Origin of the sequence: Tolypothrix campylonemoides VB511288_2 (assembly GCF_045999855.1) — a bacterium.
Classification (GTDB): Bacteria; Cyanobacteriota; Cyanobacteriia; order Cyanobacteriales; family Nostocaceae; genus Scytonema; species Scytonema bouteillei_A.
The window spans coordinates 304012-328418 of the sequence record NZ_JBFPMW010000005.1; the positions used below are offsets into that span (position 1 = coordinate 304012).

Here is a 24407-nt window from a genome sequence, read left to right on the forward strand (position 1 = left end):
GGGAGTTTCTCTCGTCCTGGGAACTGGCGTATAGCCCTTGCGGGTATAGCTTATAGCATCGTGTATCTGCTTACAGAGACGCTGCACGAAAGTGGAGCATCTCTGTAAGCGGATAGGGCGAATCCTGAAGAACGTCATTTGTCTGGTAGTCACGCCCCAATTGCTAATTATTCACAACTGCTTGCTGTTGTTGTTTGCTTTGCGAAGCAGCAAATAATCGATTCAGTGCATTTATGTAAGCTTGTGCCGATGCCACGATGATGTCAGTATTTGCTGCATGACCGGAGAAAACTCGGTCTTCCGATTTGAGACGGATGGTAACTTCGCCAATAGCATCAATACCTGCTGTAACTGATTGTACGGAAAACTCAATCAGTTGGTTTGGTACGTTGACGACACGGTTGATTGCTTTATAAACTGCATCCACAGGTCCGGTACCAATGGCTGCATCCATTAATTCTTCGCCCTCTGGTGTACGCATGGTTACAGTTGCTGTGGGACGGGCGTTGCTACCACAAGAAACCTGTACAAGTTCTAACCGAAATAAATCGGGCGCTTGTTGAATTTCATCATTAACAATAGCTTCTAAATCCCAATCCGTAATTTCTTTCTTTTTATCCGCAATCTCCTTAAAGCGAACAAACGCCTTATTAAGTTCGGCGTCTGTGAGTTCATAGCCCAATTCTCGCAAACGCGTGCGGAAAGCGTTTCTTCCTGAATGTTTGCCCAAGACAATTTGATTTTCTGTTAATCCAATCAATTGAGCGTCCATAATTTCGTAGGTAAGCTTGTTTTTTAGCACGCCATCTTGATGAATTCCAGATTCGTGGGCAAACGCGTTTGCTCCCACTATTGCCTTATTAGGCTGAACTAGCATTCCTGTCAAATTGGACACTAGACGTGAGGTTTTGTAAATTTGCCTTGTGTCAATATTTGTTAACGGTTCTTCTGATTCCACCGATCTTCCCAAGAAGGGATTGAAGAACTGTCTCCGGACGTGCAATGCCATAACTAATTCTTCAAGTGCTGCATTTCCCGCACGTTCGCCAATACCGTTGATCGTGCATTCTAATTGTCTTGCACCATTTTTTACCGCTTCTAAAAAGTTGGCAACTGCCAAGCCCAAATCATTGTGCCCGTGAACGGAGATAATGGCTTTATCTATATTGGGAACATTATCTTTGATTCCCTTAATGAGGGAGCCAAATTCGGTGGGAGTTGTGTAACCCACAGTGTCAGGGATGTTGACTGTTGTTGCTCCTGCTGCGATCGCCCGTTCTAACACTTGATAAAGAAATTCCGGTTCGGAGCGCCCTGCATCTTCTGGAGAAAATTCTACATCATTTGTGAAGGTCTTAGCATAAGCGACCATTTCTTCAGCAATCGCTAAGACTTCTGCTTTCGTTTTTTTCAGTTTGTACTTGAGATGAATATCACTTGTGGCAATAAAAGTATGAATTCTACCTTTTGCAGCTGGTTTGATTGCCTCTGCTGCTGCTTTGATATCATCATGGCGTGCTCTTGCCAAACTGCAAATCACAGGACCATCTTCCGTTCCCACTGTTTGAGCAATTTTGCTCACTGCTTCAAAATCTCCGGGGCTGGCAAAGGCAAAGCCTGCTTCAATAATATCTACACCCAAACGGCTGAGTTGTTTGGCTATGGCTAATTTTTCATCTATGTTGAGAGTTGCACCCGGACACTGCTCTCCATCTCGGAGCGTCGTATCAAAAATGATGATTTGTTCTGCTTTGTTCTTCATTTGCAACTTATTGTTAAGTTTTTCCTTGTGGCTTAAAATACCGTCTTTCTTACTTTTTCTGCTACTAACTATGTTAATAAATACTAAGCATCTACTTTTTCTATCAGGTCTCGAATATCGTTTAAATCTATATAGCGATCGGTAGCATTACGTAATTCTCTAGCTATCATTCCTTCTGTAGATACTACTGTAATATGGGTGTTCTTAGAACGCAATAGCTCAATAGCTCTTTCAAAATCTCCATCTCCACTAAATAATACTACTCTGTCATACTGATCTACTGTATTAAACATATCTACTACAATTTCTATATCTAAATTCGCTTTTTGCGAGTAGCGACCTGAGGAATCATCATAATATTCTTTTAAAATCTTAGTTCTGACTGTATAACCCAAACTAATTAAAGCATCTCTGAATCCTCGCTGATCTTGCGGATCTTTTAAGCCCGTATACCAGAAAGCATTAATTAACGTTGTCTCTGACTGTTCGTTTTTGAAATATTCCAACACCCGCCTCGGGTCAAAAAACCAGCCATTTTTTTGCTGAGCATAGAACATATTGTTTCCGTCTACAAATATAGACAGACGATTCATCGGGGAACCCATAGTAAAGTTACACCTAATAATATAAAAGAATTTAGATTGAACAATAGATTATAGCAATTATAAAATGGCTATCTTGCTAATATCTATAAAATATATTGTCATATATAGCTTTTATTTAACCTCTCGCATATCAGAAAATTTGCTGAACATTGGAGTAGGTATGCCCCTAAGCGATCTTGGTACTAACCTTTTTACCCAAGTACACTCAGGAGAACCCGCAATCTAAAATTTACCAATAAAAGAGATGGCATAGCAGCATTATTTGCTCTATACCTGTTAAGTTTACTCCTAAAGAGGTATGAAATAGGCAAAGAGCCATGAGGTATTCACAAGCCGAAATTTATAGCTTTTGTCATAGAAGTTAAAATATAGGAGGGCTTACTACTCTTACACGATTGTTGAAGCGATCGCGCCGAACCACGGGCAAATTCCAGTACGCTTTGTGTTTATCCTAACTCCCAACGATTCTACTCTGCCTTACTTTGAAGAAAATACAGAGGGTAGAAGGCACAAAATGAAGATGTGGGTCTTTTAGCAAAAAGTCAGCGTTCTTTGTTCTGCTATGGCGTTAGGCAGTGCTCGAGTTGCTTGTTTCCCATGTCTACACTACTGTAGATTTATGAGAACATCTTGCAAGCGCATCTACTGGGTCTCATTATATAGCGCTTTCCAAACAAACACTTGTAGAAATTTTCTTATTTACAGCGAAGTGGTATTCCGTATAGAGTAGCTTAGTAGTGACTGCTAATTGATAAACGAATTTCAAACAGCAGTAGTCGGGGGTGCAAATACAGTGCAGAGACTGAGAGCTTGATGTTATACGTAAATAAACGAGCACTAGAGTATGGCAGAAGAACCTCAATCTACAACTAAACAATACGTCGAGGCTGCCAATCGACCGTTATCACGCCTGACAAAAGCAACTTCGACCTTGGCAGTACGTCGATCGAAACTGTGGGCTCGTTTGGGCCATGTGCTGGCTGGCACTTCAGTTGTCAGCGCGGCGTTGCTTTCAGCTTTTAATACTAATTTGACTCAATTCATGGAAAATCAGGCACAAAGCCTGTTTTATTTAATACGGGGATCGGTCGTTCCTCCAAAAAATATCGTGATCTTGGCGATTGACGAACAGTCTATATCTATTGGCGAACAGTATTATAAAACCAATCCCCAAGAATTCTCTTACTTAGAACCACTAAGATCTTTTCCTTTTAAACGTGCTGCATACGCACAGGTTATTGAAAAATTAGTGCGTTCCGGCGCACGCTCCGTGGCTGTTGATGTAGTTTTTGATACACCAAGTTCCTATGGTGTGGATGATGACAAGAGTTTGCAACAAGCATTGCAACTTTATGGCAGCAAGGTCACTTTAGCAGCTCTTTACGAAAATTTTGCGACACATCAAGGCATATTTACGCAACTGACGCAACCCCAACAGATGTTTCAAGTGGGATCTGTAGGAGTCGGTTCTGTTAATTTTCCTATAGAAATAAACGGTAAAGTTCACAAATTGGCTAGCGAGTTTTCTAAATCGTTAGGGAATGGTGATACTTTAACCGAGAAAGTTCTCTCCTTTGATGAAGCTGCTCTCAGAGCCGGTGCGGTAAACTATCCTCCACCAAAGGGCGATCGCATACATTTCTACGGACCGCCAGGAACATTTGAGCAAATTCCCTTTTGGTACGTACTAGATCCAAAGAACTGGAACAGTTATTTACAGCAAGGCAAGTTTTTTGAAGATAAAATAGTCCTGATTGGCGCAACATCCCAGCTAGCAAACGATTATCATTCGGCGGCGGCGGCTAGAGGTTTGTTGCAACCTGAAAAAATGGCAGGGGTAGAAATTCACGCAAATGCGATCGCAACCCTAATGGAAAATAAAGCGCTCGTACAAGCAATCCCCAGCCCTGAAGGACGGGGTTTATTTGTGTTGTGTTTATTAGGTGGCTCTGCTGCAATTATTTCTTGGAAGCAGAGGGGCGCAGTTAGATTTTTTTCAAGTATTGGTCTTGCCATCATCTGGGGAGGAATTAGTTACGTAAGCTTTGTGTCTGGGCTACTTATTTTGCCTACAGCTATACCCGTTATGGGAATTATGTTTGTTGGATTTTCCTATTTGGGAACCGAATTTGTTAAGGAAATTGCCAGAAGAAGTCAATTGTTAGATATTTTTCGCAAATATTCCTCGCATCGAGTTGTTCAAGAAATTCTCAGCCAGCAAGAGGACTTAAAAGACTTGCTCCAGGAAAGGGAGATGGCAATCTCAGGAAAAATTCTGGATGGTCGCTACAAAATTGTCAAAGTTCTAGGTGCAGGCGGATTTAGCGAAACTTATATTGCCGAAGATATTAAGCTTCCTGGCAATCCTCAATGTGTTGTCAAGCAACTAAAACCAGCAAATAGTAAACCAGAACAGCTGGCAATTGCCAGACGGTTATTTACTTCAGAAGCTCAAACCCTTCAAAAATTGGGTAATCACGAGCAAATACCGAAATTGTTAGCATACTTTGAAGAGGAAGAAGAATTTTATTTGATTCAAGAATATATAGAAGGTCACGCTCTCAGTCAAGAGTTACTAAGCGGTAGACCTCTTCATGAAATAGCTGTTGTTCAGATTTTGCGAGACTTATTGCAAACATTAACCTTTGTCCATAGATATAACGTCATTCATCGAGATATTAAGCCCAGCAATATTATTCGGCGCGATTCAGATGGTAAGTTAGTGTTGATTGACTTTGGAGCAGTTAAAGAAATGACTACACAATTGCTTGATGCTTCAGAGCACACAGCCTTTACCATCGGTATTGGGACTAAAGGCTATGCTCCAAGCGAGCAGTGTTATGGACGTCCCCAGTACAGTAGTGATATTTATGCAGTTGGCATGATTGGGATTAAAGCTCTAACGGGTATGGCTCCTCACGAGCTTGACAGAGATGGAAATGGAGAAGTGAAATGGGTTGATAAGGCACAAGTCAACGTTTCATTAGCAAATATTCTCAGCACAATGGTGCGTGAAGATTTTCAACAACGCTATCAGTCAGCATCAGAGGCACTTAAGGCATTAGAAGAGATAGAAATAACTGAGAGAATCCCAACCTGGTCACCTGAAGAATTACCTACAGATACCCTTTATCTAGAAGATTCAGACACCCCAACGACACCTTGGTCGGGAATATCTGATGAAAGTTCTCAATCAACTGTAAAGATCGGGGATTAGGGATTGGGGAAGGTGGAGTTCCGGGGATAAGGGTAATCAACTAATTGTTTGAGCGCTAACAAGCGCTAACTTTCCTTCACTTTCTTTAATAGACAGCAAATACATTCCCGCAACACGCCAGTTTTGGTTTTTAAAGTTTGAGAGCAGAGTCTGCTCCCATGGCAACATTCGTGACACTACAGCTAACAACGGTATTTGGGTCTTCGCAGTACCAAGGATTCTCTGGTTTTACCAACATCAAAAAATCCTTGAGGAATATTGCTGCTACGGTGCAGGAGATGGTGTTGGCGCGGTTGAAACTAGTGGAGGTGGTTGTGATGGCGTAGCAGGCTGTGGCTGAGACGAAGTAGGTCCAGTTTCAGTTGGGTTAGTTGGCTGAGTTGTAGTTGGTGGAGTTGTAGTTGTTGGCTGAGTTGTAGTTATTGGCTGAGTTGTCGTTGTTGGCTGAGTTGTCGTTGTGGGTGGAGTTGTCGTTGTGGGTGGAGTTGTCGTTGTTGGCTGAGTTGTCGTTGTGGGTGGAGTGGAAACAGTGGCTGGATTTGTTACTGTTGGTTGAGTTGTAGTTGTTGTGGGTGGAGTTACTGTAGGTGTAGTTGTGGGTGGAGTTACTGTAGGTGTAGTTGTGGGTGGAGTTACTGTAGGTGTAGTTGTGGGTGGAGTTACTGTAGGTGTAGTTGTGGGTGGAGTTACTGTAGGTGTAGTTGTGGGTGGAGTTACTGTAGGTGTAGTTGTGGGTGGAGTTACTGTAGGTGTAGTTGTAGGTGGAGTTACTGTAGGTGTAGTTGTGGGTGGAGTTACTGTGGGTGGAGTTACTGTGGGTGGAGTTACTGTGGGTGGAGTTACTGTGGGTGGAGTTACTGTGGGTGGAGTTACTGTAGGTGGAGTACTTGTGTCAGTATCTTGGCCATTTCTACCATTCGAGCGCCCATCATTATTAGATACAACTTGCCCTGTTTCGAGGAACGTACTTACAGGAGCATCATCTCTACTAACATTATTGAGTGGCTCTTCAGAAGAAGTATTTGACTTTAAGAAAGAAGGATTTTCTATAACCCCTTTACCGATAACGGGTCGCTGTAATGCCAGAGCAGCAGAAGTTTCTGCTTGAACGCTGGCGATCGCTGGGTCAGTACTCGGTACACCTGTTCTTAAGGGCAAATCTAGACCCCGAACTATATCGCTCGTATTATAAAAAGTTCTTAAATCAAAATCATACAGACCTTGAAATTTTCCCTTGACAACAACCATCAATTGCCCAGCTTGAAGCTCCTTTCGTTGAGAAGCATCTTTATTAAGGACTTCAATACCACTAGTTGTCAATGCACCTACAATTGTGGTGTCAGTGCTTGGATCGTAACGTACAAATAATGCCGAACCGCGAATTGCTGCTGCAGCATTTGGAGTGTTGACTCGTGTTTGACCGTTTCCGGGTGGAATCAACAAAAGTACGGTTCCATTTTTCAGACTAAAATTACGTGTTTTTGGTAAAAAGCGAAATACTGCTTGTTCCCCTATCCGAGCCAAAGAACCATCGTTAAAGCGCAAGTCTGCTAAAGACGACCTTCCCGTAGACAACCCATCACCGGGCGTCATGGCATCCGAACGACGTGCTTGACGCTTCGGTCGATCCTGGGGCATAAGTTGTACTAAGTTGCGAAGTTCCTGAATGACAGCTTGAGTGAGAGGAGTGGCTGCACTTGCCCGATTCGGCAAAGGCAACACCACAACTTCTATAAGACTAATCACCAGTAGTATATAAAACTTGCGTAACATTGTTTGGAGCCTCTGATATTTATACTGAACCAAACCAATAAGAATGAATTTTAATGTAAAGGTCTTGACCTGTTATCTGTTATAACAATTTTTTTCAGTAATTTTGCTTAAACCTGATGAACTATTTAGATTTTATGAAGTACGTGTAAATACTATCTTTAGAATATTAAGTTATGTTAATGAAAAAACAAATCTTAAAGGATACATTATAAAATTCATAGTTTCTGATGAACCAATAGGTAATCGTTATCACACAGTATTCATGAAGTTTTAAAGGAGAACTTAACATCTCCACGGAACTTCAAGTGCATATTTCAGGTCTAATTTTGCTAAAAAATATTTCGCATGCAACCCAATGGCTGGAACAACTTGCTCTTTCCGATCCTACTAGCCAGTAGTACAACTTGGTGCTGTTTAAACAAAGTAGATGCGGTGTGGGCTGCAAATCCTCATTACCGAGATGAGAATCAAGATCTCTTACTAAGGATATCATCTTTAGGAATTATACGCGAAACTGATTCCAACTACTACACCAGAGAGCAACTCGCATTACAGAACAAATTACAAAGTCTTCATAAAGAAATTGAAAAAAAACTGCTAACTTCAGAATTTTTACTTTCAACAGCAGGAAATGCCGAGCTTTGCGATCTTCATTGTAGTGAGGGCATGAGTTCAAATACGCAAGCACAAGCAGGTACAAACCAACCACCAGAAACTTCCACACCTCAAGAACAACCACAACCAGCGCCTGTCCCAGAGACACCCTCTCAAGAACCGTCATCTCCCGAAATCAACAGACAACTTACCCCACCTCAGCTTGAAAATCCTCAGCTAGAAGGGCAACCGGGTAATTTTACCGATCCGTCCAGTTTGCCGCAAATAGAGCAACGCCTGCAATCGCCCGACATAGAACGCAAACAGCGAATAGAAAGATTGCAAGAACTACTGAAAAAAAATCAAGAATCGGAAGGTTCTTTTGGAGAATTGGGTACACTCTTGGTTCGACAACAGCCATTGGAGCAATCACCGCTTCCACCTCAACCAAAGCCCGTCATTCAACCGAAACCAGTAGGTTTCCTATTTGCTCGGGTTGGCTACTTTCAAACCAATAATATTTTTTCCTCAGCAGTCGATCCAAAACAAGATGGTTTATTCTATACAGGATTGTCGTTATCTTCTGCTCCTCTGCGCCTTGGGTCTAAAACGTATTTGAATGCATCAATTGATGGAAATATCATTCGTTACCTAGACCAATCTAAGTACAATTACAACCAAATAAGATTCAACACCAGTGTCTACCAACAGCTATCACCACGAATGTACGGAGAACTGGGTTGGAGCAATCAACAGTTTTTTTACGCTAGAAACGGTAGTTTTTACAATGCGGGAGACCGTTTCCTGAACGAAAATTCCGTTCAATTGTCTTTTGGGAGGCGAGACCCCCTCACACCCAAATTAATGCTAGATACTTTTTATGAATTGCGAGCTAGTTTTACTAACCCTCCAAGCAATCAAGATAATCGAGATCGCATCTCCAATACCGTATGGCTGTCTTTAAACTACTACTGGCAAAAAGCACTTCAAGTAGGTCTGAACTACCAATTTAGTTTGTCCGACTTTACCCGTCGCGAAAGACAAGACCAATATCATCGCATATACGGACACTTAACTTATGGAATATCTACTTATACAAATCTAAGTTTACAAGGTGGATTCAATTTAGGTAGTTCTACCGAGCAAAATATTGATTTTGAGGGCTGGTTCTTCACAATTAATTACAATTTGGAATTGGGGAGATTTTGAAATTGGTTAGTGGTTAGTTGTTATTGGAAAAACGGCTACCACTAACCACTAACCACCAACTAATAACTAATCCAATCACTCCAACTACCAGCGTAAAGTTTTCCTGTATGGATACCCGCTAATTCCAACGATAGTAAATTGACACAAGCAGTCACTCCAGAACCACAATAAACAAAAATTTCCTTGGCATTCTCAATCTCAGACCATCGATGACGTTGCTCTATACTGGACAGCAGATATCCAGCAGAGTCTGCCACTTCTTGCCAAGGATAATTGACTGCACCAGGAATGTGTCCGGCTATTTTATCAATCGGTTCTCTAATTCCTAGGAAACGCTCCGTTTCTCGCGAATCAACTAACACGACTTCCGGTAAATCTTTTCGCTCTTTCACTGTAGCGATATCCACTACCATGTCTGTTTGTATCTTAGGAAGCGAAGTAAGTCCTACTGATACTTTGTATTCTGGCACAATATCTGTTACAGGGTAACCAGCTTTTTGCCATGCAGCAAAACCCCCATTTAGTACTGCCACATTCTCGTGTCCGAGATAGCGCAACAACCACCACAAACGAGATGCAAAGGCGTAACGAGAATCATCATAAGCAACGACAAGAGTGTCTTCAGAATTGACGCCAATTAATGACAACTTTTGAGCTAATTCATGAGATTCTGGTAAAGGATGCCTACCTCCATGTTTTCCAACAGGGCTAGAAAGATCTAGATTTAAGTCTAAGTAGTGCGATCCTTTTATATGACACTCTTTGTACTGTTGCTGTCCCAGTTGTGGATCTGCCAGAGAAAAGCGACAATCCACTATAACAACTTGTGGATCTTCAAGATGTTCTAAGAGCCATTCACAAGAAACAACGAAATGTTTGTCGCTCATAAAAGTTTATTGGCTAAAGGCTAAAGGCTAATTGTTATTAGTACCATTAGCAATTATCTATTAGCCATTAGCAATTTACAAAATGTATATGAGAGAAAGTTTTACACCAGAGTCAACGGCAGATGGTTCATTCACCTTCTTTTCACACGAATTTGGTGAATTGTTCCACAGTCACTATGGAGCTCGTCAAGAGAGTTTTCTCAAATTCTCCGTACCAACCCAACTTGCTTTCGCTGCACATAAAGCAAAGGTGCAGCTTTTAGACGTTTGTTACGGATTGGGATATAACACAGCAGCAGCTTTACAAACCATTTGGGAAGCTAACCCTAAGTGTCATGTGGAAGTGATTGGTTTAGAGATAAATGCTGCAATACCACAAGCTGCGATTGCCCATCATTTGTATGACAATTGGGGATATGAGTACACTCAAATTTTGACTCAGTTAGCTTGCGAGCATCAAGTCGTCCAAGATGGTCTGACAGCAAATCTTTTAATTGGTGATGCTAGAAGCACAATTCAGCTTGTGAACAAATCCGGTTTTAAAGCCGATGCTATTTTTCTCGATCCATTTTCTCCCCCTCAGTGTCCGCAGTTGTGGACTGTTGAATTTATTCAGCAACTTTCCCTGTGCTTGGACTTGAAAGGTTTACTTGCAACTTACTCTTGTGCTGCTGCTGTACGTACTGCACTTGGAAATGCCGGACTGCAGTTTGGTTCCACACCACCTGTGGGAAGGCGCACACCTGGTACTGTTGCTGCTCATTTAGGAAGAGGGGAGGATGGGGACTTTTACGAGATCTCCCAAGTCGAAAAAGAACATTTGTTAACCCGTGCAGCAATTCCCTATCGAGATCCACAACTGAACGATTCTGCTGATGTCATTTTGAGACGACGCCAGCAAGAGCAACAAGACTCATCTCTAGAACCTACTTCCCATTGGCGAAAAAGATGGCTTTCTAAAAGTCTCAAAGAAATATTGTAAAATTTATTACTATAGGAAGATTGACTTTAGGGGGAAAACTATTTTTTTGTAATTTAAAATACAAATTTGTCTTTTAAGATATCTTGAAAGGTAAAAAAAATGACATGATTTTTATGGTTATTGTAAATTTTGTGACAAAATGCGTAAATACTTACCTTGAAGTCAAAATTTTAAAATACCGATACTTAATTTTAATAGGCATCGGAAGCTCAGCAACAATCTTCTTTTAATACCATGCTAAGAAATCTCCGTAAAAAACCCGATTTAACTCAACCAGGAATTGCTCATACTGGAGAGATAGGAATGAAAGAATATATCATCATTTCTCATATCTTAAAAAACCGTGAAATATTTATGCTCTTTATCAGAAAAACCGTGTTTTGCTAGCATAATAAATACTGATAAAAAGTAAACTTGTTTTTAATAGCGATCGCTGTTAACTATTTTGAAATTGGAGTACCCTTGTGGTTCAATGGAAATCCAAATTTACAGACTCTACCCAAGGAATTGTCAGTGAGTCGAACTTGTCAAATCAAGTTAATAATACTATAGTTAAAAATAATACACCGTCTTTACAACATAAGGATGGTGCTTTGAGTTCACCAATAAAAGAAATTGAGCTTGAAGAGCCGGAAACACCTGCCTCTTGGGTAAGCTCTCGCGTGAATCCTATATTTGATTTGTTAGTATCTAGAACGATACAAACTGCACATTGGACAGTGAATGGTAATGATTCGGATGCACCTAAAGTTTTAGTCGTTGATGACCATGCTGCTAGTAGGATGACAGCTGTTGCTCTTTTAGCGATGGAAGGCTACGAAGTCATAGAAGCAGATAGCGGTGGTACTGCTATAGAACTGGTAACGCAAAAACAACCAGACCTGATTCTATTAGATGTCATGATGCCAGGAATGGATGGATTTGAAGTTTGCCAGTTGCTCAAACAGGAAGAATTAACCAGGCTTATACCAGTGATTTTTATCACTGCTTTAAACGATAGGCGATCGCGGATTCGGGGAATTGAAGTCGGTGCAGATGATTTCTTAACCAAACCATTCGATCGCGTAGAACTAGCCGCCCGTGTTAAGTCTTTGGTGCAACAAAAGCGGTTAAACGAAGATTTAGATCACGCCGAACAAGTTCTGTTTTCTATTGCCAGAGCCATTGAAAGTCGCGATCCCAGCACCGGAGATCACTGCGAACGATTAATGAAATTGGGTCAGGCTTTTGGTGAGTACCTTGGTTTAACCCGCAACCAGATTCGAGATTTGATGTGGGGCGGTTATCTTCATGATATTGGCAAAGTAGGTATTCCCGATTCTGTACTGCTAAAACAGGGAAAACTGACCCCTGAAGAATGGACAATAATGCAGCAGCACGTTTTAATTGGAGAAAAAATTTGCCAGCCACTACGCAGTATGCGGGGTGTGGTTCCTATCATCCGACACCACCACGAACGGTGGGATGGCTCGGGTTATCCTGATGGACTTGTAGGCGAGCAAATTCCCCGATTAGCACAGGTCTTTCAAATAATTGATATTTTTGACGCTTTAACAAGCGAAAGATCCTATAAAAAGGCATTGTCCCCTGAAGAAGCGCTCAAAGTGATGGCAGAGGAAACAAACAAGGGTTGGCGAAATCCCGAACTTATGAAGCAGTTTGAGGAGTTTGTGATGACTTCTTGTAAGAATTGCTTGGGTGAAATGGGTAACTTAGTATTAATTGAGTCTACACTCGAATAAGTAAGCCAGTCACAGCGATACACTTTTATTATGGTAGTTGTAGCAATTTTGGCAGCCGGACGTGGAACGCGTATGAAATCCAGCCTGCCTAAAGTTTTACATTCCCTAGGTGGGCGATCGCTCATCGAACAAGTGATGGAGAGCGTCAAACCGCTTTTGCCAACCAGACAGCTTGTTATTATAGGGTATCAAGCAGAAGAAGTCAAGACAGCCCTACAGCCAATTCCAGGTTTGGAGTTTGTAGAACAAACCCAACAACTTGGGACAGGCCATGCCGTTCAGCAGTTACTGCCCTATTTAGAAGGTTACACGGGAGATTTACTGGTACTGTATGGAGATGTACCGTTGCTGCGTTCAGAAACCCTGACAAATTTGTTAGAAACTCATACTAAAAATCAAAACGCCGCCACTATCCTGACAGCAAAGGTAGATAATCCCAAGGGCTACGGACGCGTTTTTTGTAATAGTGAAAATATAGTTCAACAAATTATTGAAGATCGAGATTGCACTCTAGAGCAAAAAGAGAACAAACGTATTAATGCTGGCATTTATTGCTTCCGATGGCCAGATTTAGCCAACATTTTGCCCCATCTACAAGCAAATAACGCTCAGAAAGAGTACTATCTCACTGATGCGGTTAGTCAAATTGAGCCAGTGATGGCAGTGGATTTAGAGGATTATCAGGAAATTCTCGGCATCAACGATCGCTTGCAACTCGCTACCGCATACGAAATTTTGCAAAGGCGAATCAAAGAAAAATGGATGTTGGCTGGCGTGACTCTCATAGATCCAGCTAGTATTACAATTGACGACACGGTACAATTACAACCAGATGTAATTATTGAACCTCAAACTCACCTCAGAGGCAGTACAGTTATTCAAACCGGAAGTCGGATTGGACCGGGCAGTTTAATTGAAAACAGTCAAATCGGTGAAAATGTCACTATTCGATATTCTGTAGTCACAAACAGTATTATACACTCAGAAACTACAGTCGGTCCCTATACTCATTTACGCGGTCACGCGGTGGTTGGTGCTAGATGCCGAATCGGAAATTTTGTAGAACTTAAAAATACCAAGCTAGGCGACCATTCCAATGCAGCGCACCTATCATACTTAGGTGATACGACTGCAGGAACCCGAGTTAACATTGGTGCGGGAACAATTACTGCCAATTATGACGGAGTGAAAAAACACCCAACCACAATTGGCGATCGCACCAAAACCGGAGCAAATAGCGTTTTAGTCGCTCCTTTATCAATCGGCAATGATGTTTATATAGCAGCCGGCTCTGCTGTGACAAAAGATGTTCCTGATGATTGTCTGGTCATTGCCCGTGCTCGCCAGGTAGAGAAACCAGGCTGGCGCTTGAAAAATGATGAATGATAAATTATGAATTATGAATTGAGAGTTTCATCATTCATAACTCATAATTCATAATTCCTTAAACAACACCTACTTCTGTACCACCGGGTATTTCCAAAGTGTCACCAATTTGCTCGCCGTTGTGAAATGCAGCAAGAAGAGTAGGGCTAGTTTTACCCCAACCTATTGACCCACTTGCATCAATAGCGATCGCGCCAAAATCCCGGTGGTTTTCCCGTGCTTCTGTAAAGGATCGCTGCATCGCTTCCAAAAGCGGCATTCCATCAGTGACGCGTACTACAATCCGTGGAGCCAAGCACTCATCCATAATGTCTTCACCGATACCCGTACAGCTGACAGCAGCAAATTTGGTGGCATAATTACCTGCAGGCATTGCGGAATCGCTAACGCGACCGATACGCTCAAATCCTTTTCCACCAGTGGAAGTACCTACTGCGAGTTTGCCTTGAGTATCCAAAACGACTACACCGATAGTACCGCGTCGGGCACTGCTTGTTTCTAGCAATTCTTCTTCAGCAATGACCCCAGCCATTGCCCTTTTAAAGTTATCTTGACGTTCCTGTATCCATTCTTGTAAACGCAATTCAGTTAAGCCGTTATAACTTGGAATTTGTAATTCTCGTGCTAATTCAGCAGCACCGTAATCGGACAATACGCGATCGGGAGAGCTTTGGAGAGCAAGAGCTAAATCAATAGGATTTTTGACCCGCGATACGTTAATCACTCCACTAAAACTCTGGCAAGCCCCATCCATTAGAGAAGCACTCATACGAATTTGACCGTCTGATTGCAAAACCGAACCAGTTCCGGCATTAAAGCGGGGTTCGTCCTCCAATAGTTGACAGCCTCTTACCACAGCTTCTTTAGCACTTTCTCCAGACAAAAGGAGAGCATAAACTTCTTCCACTATTTTATGGAGCGATCGACGAACTGCTTCTAATCCTCCTTTCCCTTTAAGAGAAGCGCCAGCCCCTCCATGAATAATTAATTTAGGTTGCACCTGTATATCCATCTGTTTATTTCTTGACTCCGTGCCTTTGCGGTTATATATTGTGGGGCTTGAGCAACTCGGGGCTCCCATGAAGTGGGAATGAGGGAGTTGAGGACAAGAGACAAAGGAGGTAGACAAGGAATAAAATTTGACCTTATCTCCCTTGTCTTCCGTGTCCTCTTTGTCTCCCTTGTTTTCCTTGTCTCCAGTCCCCAATCCCTAGTCCCCTGTCTCAGGATCTTTAGCTTCAGAACGACGACGACGGCATCTTTCCGAGCAGTATTTGACTTCATCCCAGCAATCAGCCCATTTCTTGCGCCAAGTAAAAGGTCGCTGACATACCGGACACATTTTTGCAGGTAAGTCCGATTTAGAACGAGCACGTCCCATATAAATACGGTGCTGATTTGAGTTTGATTTCTGAGATTTGGTTGTACATTATAACCGCATTTGTCACAACGGTATGGTAATTTTGGTGACTGATTATTTTGGGCAGAACCAAGAAAAAAAACTTTCTGTAGGGGGTTGCGCTACTTGCTTTCCGCAAAATATGACGCTCGGCATAAAGCGATATTGCTCGTTTATACGTATTTCTAACAATCGCCACGTAAAATCCGCAATAATATGCGGATTTTTTATTGATTGCGCGAGTCTTTTAACCAGTCAAAGGTAATAACAATCGACTGACAACCCGACCATCTGGTAACTGATAAAAATGCAGTTCGCCTCCCATAAGTTGCATGAGGTTTTGACAGATTAACAAATGCAAACCTGGTGGTTGACTGAGGCTGGAAGGAGATAGAACTTTCTTAGGTGCATCTTGATGCAATTCTTCTAAAAGTTGAGCTTCAATAACACCATTATCTGTCACTGATACCTCTAGCAACTGCTCGTCCATACGGCGACACCAAATGTCAATTCTTCCGCCACCCACCGAACGGCGACAAGCATTGATTAACAACTCATAGAGAACTAGTTCAATTTTTACTATGTCGCCAATTACTGTCATGGCTTGGGTTTTTGACCCGTCAGAAGAGTTATACAAAGTAGAATATGTTTTTTCCGTACTGTCAATTGGTTGTCCTAAACCATGGACTCCGACCCACAACTTTTGTTGTTTGAGCAAGAGTTCCACTCGCTCGAGCGATCGCTTGAGTAAACTAGCAATTGGTACGGTTTCTTTGGTAACACATACTTGCCACTGCTCCAATTTAAGCATGGGTGTCATCGATCCTGCCACGGCATCAATTTGACGCAATAATTGCAGGTGACGAGTGTGAGTGATTTCGGTTGTAGGAACACCTAAATCGTACATTTGACTCAATAAAAGTACGAGTGTTCTTTGCATTTCCTCCAAACGACGGTGCTTGTACCAATTCAATTGTTGGAGATTGTTAGTTGTGGATTGGAGAATTTGCGTGAGATGCAAATGCCAACGCGACCAAGCAAACTGACAAATTAAAGATTCTAAAGCAGTGAGGCTTTGTTCTGACCACTGACGTTCTGCCCGATCGGCTATCAACACAACACCTGTAGGTTGGTAGTCTGCACTGGTACGTAACGCCATTACCAAAACCTGACCGATTCCGGAACCGTTGAGCCACTTTTTAGTTTGTTCGGGTAAATCGTCTGCTTTGATAGCTAATAAACCGTCTGTTGCAAACGCCCAATAGATCAGGGGCTCGGTTTGAATGGGAACGATTGCATCAGTATTTACGGTAAATTGATTGTTAGCAATAACACCCGGTATGATTTCTGCAACGTCTTGTTCTGGTGTCCAAGAAAGCAATAATGCTAAAGGACAGCCAAGAACAGAAGCTATTTGTTCGAGTGCTGCTCGTTCAAACTGATGAGCGGGTTGAGGGATGGAAGTTTGAGTGCGCTCCAAAATTCGGAAGCATTGCTGAAAGCTACGCAATATTTTTTCCTGCTGTTCTGTCACTTGATGCAGCCGCCATTGACGAACAATAACACCAATTTGCTGGCTCACTGCTTGCAGGAGTTCCTTTTCTTGCGTTTTCCAATAACGAGGAGTTTCGGTAGTAACGAGTAAAAGAGATTCTGGCGCACGACCTTGAGTGCAGTTACTAATCAGAAAAGAATGCACTCCATTTTCTACTAACTCAGACCGCCAGTTATAAAATTTTAAATCTTCCTCAGCATCTTCAATGCCCACAGCTTCTGATGAATGCTGCAATAACTGCCAATCCAATTCTTTAAGAGCATCAAGAGATGATATCAGATTTCTGCGATTGCGGGGTTGATTTTGGTATAAAATTTGGTATTGATTTTGGTCGGTATCTAGATCGAGTAGCAAAAAACGAGATACTCCCAACCTTTCCAAGACTCTTGTTGCACAAAGGTGTAAAATCTCTAGAGTATCAGAATCTTTACAGATAGCTTTGGCAATTTGACTGGTAAGTTGAGCATCGTCTTGAACTTGTTTGATAGTGGTTTCCATACCTTCGGTAGGTGCTGCTAGAGAAAGCAAACCAGCTGCACCAACAACGAAGTTTTTTTCGACATCCGACCAAATTCGAGCTTCTCTGGCTTCAACAGCCATAAAACCCAGCAAGTCCTTTTGCCAAACAATGGGCGCGGCTAATAGCGATCGCACGTTTAACCGTTGCAGCAGCTTGACTGTAAAAGCACTTTTTAACGAACTACGACCCTCGCCAATCGAGACAATTTGATTGACTGACAGTGCATAATAAAAGTCGTTCAGTTCTTGCACTGTAATTCCACTGGAGTGCTGTTCGCCTTGCGTCTTGCTATGACGGTCGCTCAACCGCAGCCAAAAATACCGTTTTTCCCGATCGAACCAGTAAATTTTTGTGCGGGTTGGTGAAACGAATTCATGAGTCGCTTGTACGACAACTTCCAGTTTTTGCTCCAAGTGACTCAGAGTTCTGACACTTTCCAACAGTCGCAACAACGGCTCGTCCAAGCGCTTGGTTTGCTTTTGCTGCAAATCTATTTCACTTTGATAAAGTGCTGCACCCAGTTCCCCCAAAACCATCGTCAGCCGAGCTTTTGCTTCACCACCAAGCATATAACCCCAACGTTCCGAACCCATCAACACAACACCCAAACAGCGATCTTTGTATCGAATTGGTAATATAATCGTTCCCTGTATGTTAAATTTTGCTGCAAATCCTTGCCATTGTTCGGCGCGATTTTCAGCTTTTAAGTCAGCTACACCTATGGAGCGTTGCTCAATGACGACTTGCTCTAACAAATCACCCGGACTGAGTACAACTCGCTGTCTCAAGTAACTGCTTTCGGCGACAGGTGATAGCCCTCCCTTACCAAATAAGATGTGATTCAGGCGATCGTAAAGAGCAATCCACACCAATTTATAGTCAAACTGCTCTTTGAGGTAAGAAATAGTGGTTTCGATTAAAACGTCAACATCGTTTTCTTCCCTGAGGCTCTGGAGGACGCGCCCCAAGGAAAATATATTTTGGTCGGTTGCTGTTGGTTTTTGAGGGGGCAACATCTGAATTATCGGTTAACTTAGATTGTTACTATATTAAGATGCCCATAAAAGCAGGTGGATCGAGCGAATTTCGCTTTGAGATTGTGAAGTTTTGAATTTAAAATTGGGAAGACTCAATTGGATATTTACAAAGATGCAATTCGTCCCCTTTTGTTCACTCTGGCAAAAACAGATCCAGAATGGCTACACCAGCAAACTATCCGCAGCTTGAGCTGGTTGGGACAGAATCGAGGTCGTCCTCCCGCAAACTGGATGAACGAACTTTTGATGCGATCGTTTTGTCTTGAGGATAAACGCTTAGAGCAAAATTTATTTGGACTGACGTTTCCCAATCCCCTTGGTTTAGCTGCAGGTTTTGACAAGGATGGAGTTGCAGTTCCCATCTGGTCTAGCCTGGGTTTTGGCTTTGCAGAAATGGGAACCGTTACTTTTCACCAACAACCAGGAAATCCCCCCCCTCGGTTGTTCCGTTTGCCTTTAGACAAAGCCGCCCTCAATCGCATGGGGTTTAACAATAGCGGTGCTCCCGCAATGGCAGTACGATTGGCAGAAATTCAGCAAGATTTGAGGTCAATACCTATAGGTCTCAACTTGGGAAAATCTAAAGTAACCACCCTAGAAGATGCTGCTCTTGATTATCGCAATAGTTTTCACTTACTTAAGGATTATGGAGATTACTTTGTTGTCAATGTTTCTTCCCCAAATACACCTGGATTGCGATCGCTCCAAGATGCTTCCATGTTAAGTTCTATTTTGGCAACATTACAACAGGAAAATTCCCTAAATAAGCCTTTATTTGTTAAGATAGCCCCTGACTTAGAATGGCAAGCAATATCTGATATTATTTCCTTGGCAAAAACTTATCAACTTGCCGGGATTATTGCAACAAACACCACTATTAGTAGGAATGGATTGAAAACTCAGATCGTTCCCCAAACAGGAAAATCACCTCAAGACGAAGCAGGTGGTATCAGTGGTGCTCCATTAAGAGAACGTTCCACCGAAGTGATTCGTTTTATTTGGCAGCAAACAGCAGGTCAAATGCCAATTATTGGCGTTGGTGGAATCTTCACCCCTGAAGACGCCTGGGAAAAAATCACTGCTGGTGCTAGCCTTCTCCAAGTTTATACAGGGTGGATTTATGAAGGTCCAGCTATGGTAAAGTCTATCCTCCAGGGTTTGTTATTCAAGTTAGAACAAAATGGTTTTCACTCTATCTCAGAAGCTATTGGATCTCAAAATTGACAAATAATTTTGATTTTGTGAAAATCAAAGCTCTTTTTAGGGGTTTTGGGCATCCCGGTATTTTTTAGGGAAAAAAGGCAAAAGTGAAAAGAAATTTCTTTTAACCCTTAAGGGTAAGCCAGTTGCTTTATGACGGGAAACCATGCGCGGCAATCGCTTATGGGGGAAACCCCTAAGACCGCGTTGCCTCACCACCGCACTGGCTCACTTTTGACTTTTAACTTTTAACTTTTTTCGTCTAGTTCTAATGGGAAAAACTCCTTAGTTTTTCGAGAGTATTTCCAAGCAATGCCATCTGGATCTTTGCTGCGACTCCACTCCGGAAAATCTGGATCGTCTCTCCTTTTGTAGACGGTACTGGAATAAACATTGAGCCGCTTGGCAAGTTCAGATTGAATCAGAGAACCAAAAAACAACTGTTTCTCCAGCGATTTTTTTGGAGTCTCTTGAGGTGGCTGAGGTGGTAACTCAGCCTCTGGTTCTTCCACAAGCGGTTTGGGTGGAGGTGGAGCAATAATTGGTAGAGGTTGGTAGGCAACACGTTCAGCAGGAAGTTCTTTTGGTGGTTCGCTATCATCTAGAATGCTACCCAGAGTACTAGCAGTGATAAAGTAATAAACTTTACCTCCATCTTCAGAGTCAATAGCACGAGCACCAAATTCTGCTGCTTTCGATTCCAAGTAACGTTTTGCCGTTTCCCCAGAAAAATTGCCTTTCATTGCCAAGTCTACAGGTGTAATCCTGCCTTGATTTTCCCTAAGCAATTGATGGAACATTGGATTAACTTGTTGGCTCCATTGTTGCCATTTATATAATTGCCAAACATTAAGCATCAAGACAAGAAGGATTATCCCCAGCCAGATTCGCCAGGTGGCAACTAGGAAAATAATTAAAAACGAGATAGGCAAAAGTAGAACTAGAAAACCCTTGCCGTAGCTTTCTATTGTTTTTTCACTCATGCCGATTACTGCCAAGTGTCTTTGTTGAGAAATAATATAATCTTGGCAAAAAAGATGGCAATAGTTTGTAACAATTGTCTATTTGCCAAAAAATTTTCCTGGCAAAAATTTGGCAAATGAGGAGCAGCGACCGTCTCCCTCTCGCTCCGGTGGTTGACCCAGGGAATGCCTTAAGGGAGGATCTGCCTCAAGTGCTCAGTAAAAAGTAGGGTGGGCAGAATCCGCTTTACAATAGCAGCGAGAAAATTTTTGACCCAGCCACTTGACACCTAGTAATACATATACTACATTAAGACTACAAGCTGATATGTGGCAGGTAGCTCAAACGGTAGAGCGCCAACATAGCCTGAAAAGGACGATAGAATTTAGGGTTATCGCTTTTAACGATCCCCCCCTTTATTCACCGGAGATGCGGGTTCAAATCCCGCCCCGCTACACCAATCCATAATGAATTATGAATTGTGAATTATGAATTATTTATGTGGTGGGTGGCGAAATTGGTAAACGCACCAAAAAAATCCTTGTTCACCCCTTGTCTGAAAAGACCGAAGAATTGAGGGTTATCGACTTCGGAATCGGGTATGCTGCGGGTTCGACTCCCGCCCCACCACACCAATTCATGATGAATGATGAATTATGAATGATGAATTATGAATATTTATGTGGGAGTAGCCAAGTCTGGTAAGGCAGTGGATGGGCAATTTGCCCGTAGTCCTTGGTTCACAAACTTGTCTGTAAAGGCTGAAGAATTGAGGGTTATCGTTGGCTCCATCATTCGCAGGTTCAAATCCTGCTTCCCACGCCAATTTATTTTAGATTTAAGATTTTGGATTAGGGATTGAATCCCCAATCCCTAATCCCCATGTGGCGGATAGTTCAGATGGATAGAACGCCTAAACATCCTTATTCATCCCTTGCCTGAAAAGGACGAAGAATTAGGGTTATCGCTTTCCACGCGGGATGTCGCAGGTTCGAGTCCTGCTCCGCCACCTTCCTTTTTGTCCGCAAGGGCTGGGAGATACTACAATGAATTATAAATTTTTTACTCAAAAAAAGACAGCCACACCACAAACTCAGCCCATTCCCGGACGGGAAGCAGAGATGATCCAAGGACGTTCGGGTGGGTTCATGTTCGATGCGGGTACTTGGAAGATGCTGCGTCGCTGTTTGCTGGTTGGTACTGCCAAAAGCACTTACTATGCTGGCAAACACGAACTGACAGAAGATTTTGTTGAAGTTGTCAGACAGGCGATCGCAGAAAATCCAGGACGAGTCGCAGAAGAAATACTTTATGCAAGTGATGGACGTGCCATCAACAACAGTGCGCCTATTCTTGCTTTGGTATTGTTATCCATGGGGGAAGCACCAGAAGCAAAGAAAGCATTTTGCGAAATTTTCCCACAAGTTGTCCGCACGGGAAGTCATTTTTATGAATGGCTTAACTACACCAAGTCCATGAGAGGGTTTGGTAAAGTTGTGCGAGAAGTTGGTAAAAATTGGTTTGCAAAAGAAGATGTTAAAGGTTTGGCTTACCAATTGCTGAAGTACCAGCAACGTCATGGATTTTCCAACCGAGATGCTTTGCGGTTGTTTCACGTCAAACCAATGACAGAAGACCATCAACAATTGTTTGAGTGGGTTGTCAAAGGTTGGGAAACCCTACCGGAGACAATCCCTTCTGCGGCATTAGCGCAGATTTGGTGGTATGAGTGGTTGAAGCGAAATCCAGAAAAAACCAATGAAGCCATACTACAAGGGCGCTTAACTCATGAAATGGCTGCACCCGTAGGTAAGATGGATTCAAGTGCTTGGCAGTTGCTATTCCATGAAATGCCAATTGGTGCATTGCTGCGTAATTTAGGTTCCCTCACTGAAATAGGTGTGTTAGGGCGAAACGAACGTGCCAATTTGAAGAGAGTGGAAGCAGTGCTCAATAACAAAGAACATCTGCGGAAAGGTCGCATCCACCCAATTGATGTTTTGAAAGCCCTCAAGACCTATCAATCTGGTGGTACATTGGGACGCAGCAAAAAGACTTGGAACCCAGTTGATGAAATTGTGGAAATCCTAGAAAAGTCCTTGGCGTTGTCTTTTGATGTGGTGGAATCTACAGGTAAAACCTTCATGCATGCCGTAGATGTCTCTGGTTCCATGAGTTGCCCAATTGTCGATATGGGACTCACTTGTTGTGAAGTAGCTACAACAATGGCTCTGGTGACAGCAAAAGCAGAAAAGAACTACGCGATTCGTGGTTTTGCAACCGACTTCCGCGATTTGGGTATTACCGCCGATGATAGCTTTAGGTCAGCAGTCCGCAAAGCTAGCAACCAAAACTTTGGTGGAACAAATGCTTCTGTTGCTTATGACTGGATGATTAAAAACAAGTTCAAAGCTGATGTTGTTTGCTTTTGGACTGACAGCGAATCATGGGCTGGTTACAAGCACCCAAGCCAAGCGTTAGCTGAGTACCGTCAAAAGGTGAACTCTAATACTAAGGCAGTGTATATCACTCTTGCGCCTTACCAGATTACATTAGTAGATCCAAAAGATCCATTGTCTTGGGATTTGGGTGGCTTTGACCCTGGAATACCTCGCATCATTCAAATGCTAGCGACAGGCGAACTATAGATAATTTTGGAATTAGGATGAAGGATTGTGCAAAACACTTCATCCTTTATCCTTGATACTTCTTGGCGGGTTACCCCGATTCTCAATTGGTCTTTTAAGGACACAGAACTTAATTAACTAGTTGCTCTATGAAGTTGAGAATCGGTTTCCAAAAGATACCAGTTAACACATAGGGAGCATATTCAAAAAGTGGTAGTTTTTGCTCGCTAGCTTGCTTAAATGGAATACAATCCAGCATAAAGGGAACAATATAAGTCAGCGCGTACCCAGTGACTAACGCCTTATTAAATTGTGGATCTGGACCTGCAATAGGGCTGTTATAGATGCCTAGTATTATGAAACAAAGCATTAACAATTGTTTCCAAATAGATAACACAGATAATGGCAGAAAAGAAAAATTTTTAGGAACACGCGCATCCTTTTTTTGCCTCATCCCTAATAAAACAGCCCAAGTTGCAGCCCCAACTATACCATCATCTTTCAGCCCGTAACTTCGTTGGAAATGTTTAACTGCTTTTTCTGTTTGCCAATCGAAAACACCATAAGGCTCTTTTTTAAGAAATCCTTCGTGGTGCAAAATATTCTGTAATTCTTTCACTGACTCTTGTAATTTTGGTGTCAATATTTTAATACCACGATAAATTGTTGGATAACAAAGGCAAGCCCAAGTTAACGCCCCAACAACTCCATCAACATATAAATGATTTTTTCTTTGAAATTCCTTAACAGCTTCCTCCGTTTCTAAGTCAAATTTTCCAGTAACATTTGCAAGAAAGCCTTGAGAATGTAATATAGTTTGTAATTCATTAATAGCGTCCACCAAAGAATTGGGTGTAAAGTCTTGGTGAAGTATGGGACGCTTTGTGAACAAATAAACTTGTTTTTTCCCAGGAAAGCATACCTTGTTTTTCTCTAGACCTAGAAAAGA

17 protein-coding genes, 3 tRNA genes and 1 pseudogene are annotated in these 24407 nt (G+C 42.2%); 12 read left to right on the forward strand and 9 right to left on the reverse strand.

What is annotated here, in order from left to right; genetic code table 11:
• Window positions 1–163: 163 nt before the first annotated feature.
• Together AB0756_RS17785 and AB0756_RS17790 are read right to left on the reverse strand one after the other, a co-directional pair.
• Window positions 164–1762, reverse strand: coding sequence for a 2-isopropylmalate synthase (locus tag AB0756_RS17785; protein ID WP_038074986.1), 1599 nt, complete (start codon window positions 1760–1762; stop codon window positions 164–166).
• 83 nt (window positions 1763–1845) lie between these two features.
• Window positions 1846–2367, reverse strand: a complete 522-nt coding sequence (locus AB0756_RS17790) for a LabA-like NYN domain-containing protein (protein WP_038074984.1) — start codon at window positions 2365–2367, stop codon at window positions 1846–1848.
• A gap of 844 nt (window positions 2368–3211) precedes the next feature.
• Between AB0756_RS17790 and AB0756_RS17795 the strand changes: the two genes are divergently transcribed.
• Complete coding sequence (locus AB0756_RS17795; protein WP_050045947.1) at window positions 3212–5584, forward strand: serine/threonine-protein kinase; 2373 nt, start codon at window positions 3212–3214, stop codon at window positions 5582–5584.
• A gap of 264 nt (window positions 5585–5848) precedes the next feature.
• Here the strand turns inward: AB0756_RS17795 and AB0756_RS17800 are convergent, their stop codons facing one another.
• On the reverse strand, window positions 5849–7357 hold the full coding sequence (locus tag AB0756_RS17800; protein ID WP_167844708.1) for a FecR family protein: 1509 nt from the start codon (window positions 7355–7357) through the stop codon (window positions 5849–5851).
• 345 nt (window positions 7358–7702) lie between these two features.
• Here AB0756_RS17800 and AB0756_RS17805 point away from each other — a divergent pair, with 345 nt between their 5' ends.
• Entirely contained in the window at window positions 7703–9160 is a 1458-nt protein-coding gene (locus AB0756_RS17805; RefSeq protein ID WP_038080099.1) for a hypothetical protein, read from the forward strand.
• 59 nt (window positions 9161–9219) lie between these two features.
• On the opposite strand, the gene AB0756_RS17810 is transcribed toward AB0756_RS17805, so the two are convergent.
• Window positions 9220–10047 carry a sulfurtransferase gene (locus tag AB0756_RS17810; RefSeq protein ID WP_038080097.1) on the reverse strand — a complete coding sequence of 276 codons (828 nt, stop codon included), beginning with the start codon at window positions 10045–10047 and terminating at the stop codon, window positions 9220–9222.
• An 88-nt stretch (window positions 10048–10135) separates the two neighbouring features.
• Between AB0756_RS17810 and AB0756_RS17815 the strand changes: the two genes are divergently transcribed.
• From AB0756_RS17815 to glmU, 4 genes are all read left to right on the forward strand, one after another.
• Window positions 10136–11029 (forward strand): tRNA (5-methylaminomethyl-2-thiouridine)(34)-methyltransferase MnmD, encoded by an 894-nt coding sequence (locus AB0756_RS17815; protein ID WP_408019837.1) that lies wholly within the window; start codon window positions 10136–10138, stop codon window positions 11027–11029.
• A 234-nt stretch (window positions 11030–11263) separates the two neighbouring features.
• Complete coding sequence (locus AB0756_RS17820) at window positions 11264–11416, forward strand: hypothetical protein (RefSeq protein WP_153021474.1); 153 nt, start codon at window positions 11264–11266, stop codon at window positions 11414–11416.
• 77 nt (window positions 11417–11493) lie between these two features.
• Complete coding sequence (locus tag AB0756_RS17825) at window positions 11494–12771, forward strand: response regulator (protein WP_050045944.1); 1278 nt, start codon at window positions 11494–11496, stop codon at window positions 12769–12771.
• 30 nt (window positions 12772–12801) lie between these two features.
• Window positions 12802–14157: a bifunctional UDP-N-acetylglucosamine diphosphorylase/glucosamine-1-phosphate N-acetyltransferase GlmU gene (gene glmU / locus AB0756_RS17830; protein ID WP_038080093.1), complete on the forward strand. Its 1356-nt coding sequence runs from the start codon at window positions 12802–12804 to the stop codon at window positions 14155–14157.
• Between the two features lie 58 nt (window positions 14158–14215).
• On the opposite strand, the gene AB0756_RS17835 is transcribed toward glmU, so the two are convergent.
• The 3 genes from AB0756_RS17835 to AB0756_RS17845 all read right to left on the reverse strand — a co-directional run bounded on the left by AB0756_RS17835 (window position 14216) and on the right by AB0756_RS17845 (window position 18647).
• A complete protein-coding gene (locus AB0756_RS17835) occupies window positions 14216–15169 on the reverse strand; it encodes an isoaspartyl peptidase/L-asparaginase (RefSeq protein ID WP_038080091.1) in 954 nt (317 codons plus the stop codon).
• Between the two features lie 198 nt (window positions 15170–15367).
• Window positions 15368–15538, reverse strand: a complete 171-nt coding sequence (locus AB0756_RS17840; RefSeq protein WP_072040761.1) for a DUF2256 domain-containing protein — start codon at window positions 15536–15538, stop codon at window positions 15368–15370.
• 265 nt (window positions 15539–15803) lie between these two features.
• The gene (locus AB0756_RS17845; protein WP_038080087.1) at window positions 15804–18647 is read right to left on the reverse strand and encodes a GAF domain-containing sensor histidine kinase; all 2844 of its coding nucleotides are present in this window, start codon (window positions 18645–18647) and stop codon (window positions 15804–15806) included.
• Window positions 18648–18764: 117 nt separating this feature from the next.
• On the opposite strand from AB0756_RS17845, the gene AB0756_RS17850 reads away from it, so the two are divergent.
• The gene (locus AB0756_RS17850) at window positions 18765–19892 is read left to right on the forward strand and encodes a quinone-dependent dihydroorotate dehydrogenase (RefSeq protein ID WP_038080086.1); all 1128 of its coding nucleotides are present in this window, start codon (window positions 18765–18767) and stop codon (window positions 19890–19892) included.
• Window positions 19893–20116: 224 nt separating this feature from the next.
• Here AB0756_RS17850 and AB0756_RS17855 read toward each other — a convergent pair whose 3' ends face one another.
• Window positions 20117–20851 carry a hypothetical protein gene (locus AB0756_RS17855; RefSeq protein ID WP_038080084.1) on the reverse strand — a complete coding sequence of 245 codons (735 nt, stop codon included), beginning with the start codon at window positions 20849–20851 and terminating at the stop codon, window positions 20117–20119.
• A gap of 309 nt (window positions 20852–21160) precedes the next feature.
• On the opposite strand from AB0756_RS17855, the gene AB0756_RS17860 reads away from it, so the two are divergent.
• From AB0756_RS17860 to AB0756_RS17880, 5 genes and pseudogenes are all read left to right on the forward strand, one after another.
• A tRNA-OTHER gene (locus tag AB0756_RS17860) sits at window positions 21161–21291 on the forward strand.
• A 42-nt stretch (window positions 21292–21333) separates the two neighbouring features.
• Window positions 21334–21462: pseudogene (locus tag AB0756_RS17865) on the forward strand.
• Between the two features lie 51 nt (window positions 21463–21513).
• Window positions 21514–21656, forward strand: a tRNA-OTHER gene (locus AB0756_RS17870).
• Between the two features lie 60 nt (window positions 21657–21716).
• Window positions 21717–21841 (forward strand) — tRNA-OTHER (locus AB0756_RS17875).
• A 36-nt stretch (window positions 21842–21877) separates the two neighbouring features.
• Window positions 21878–23479, forward strand: coding sequence for a TROVE domain-containing protein (locus tag AB0756_RS17880; RefSeq protein ID WP_038080107.1), 1602 nt, complete (start codon window positions 21878–21880; stop codon window positions 23477–23479).
• Between the two features lie 109 nt (window positions 23480–23588).
• Here AB0756_RS17880 and AB0756_RS17885 read toward each other — a convergent pair whose 3' ends face one another.
• Window positions 23589–24299 (reverse strand): peptidoglycan-binding domain-containing protein, encoded by a 711-nt coding sequence (locus AB0756_RS17885; protein ID WP_237265899.1) that lies wholly within the window; start codon window positions 24297–24299, stop codon window positions 23589–23591.
• Window positions 24300–24407: the final 108 nt, after the last annotated feature.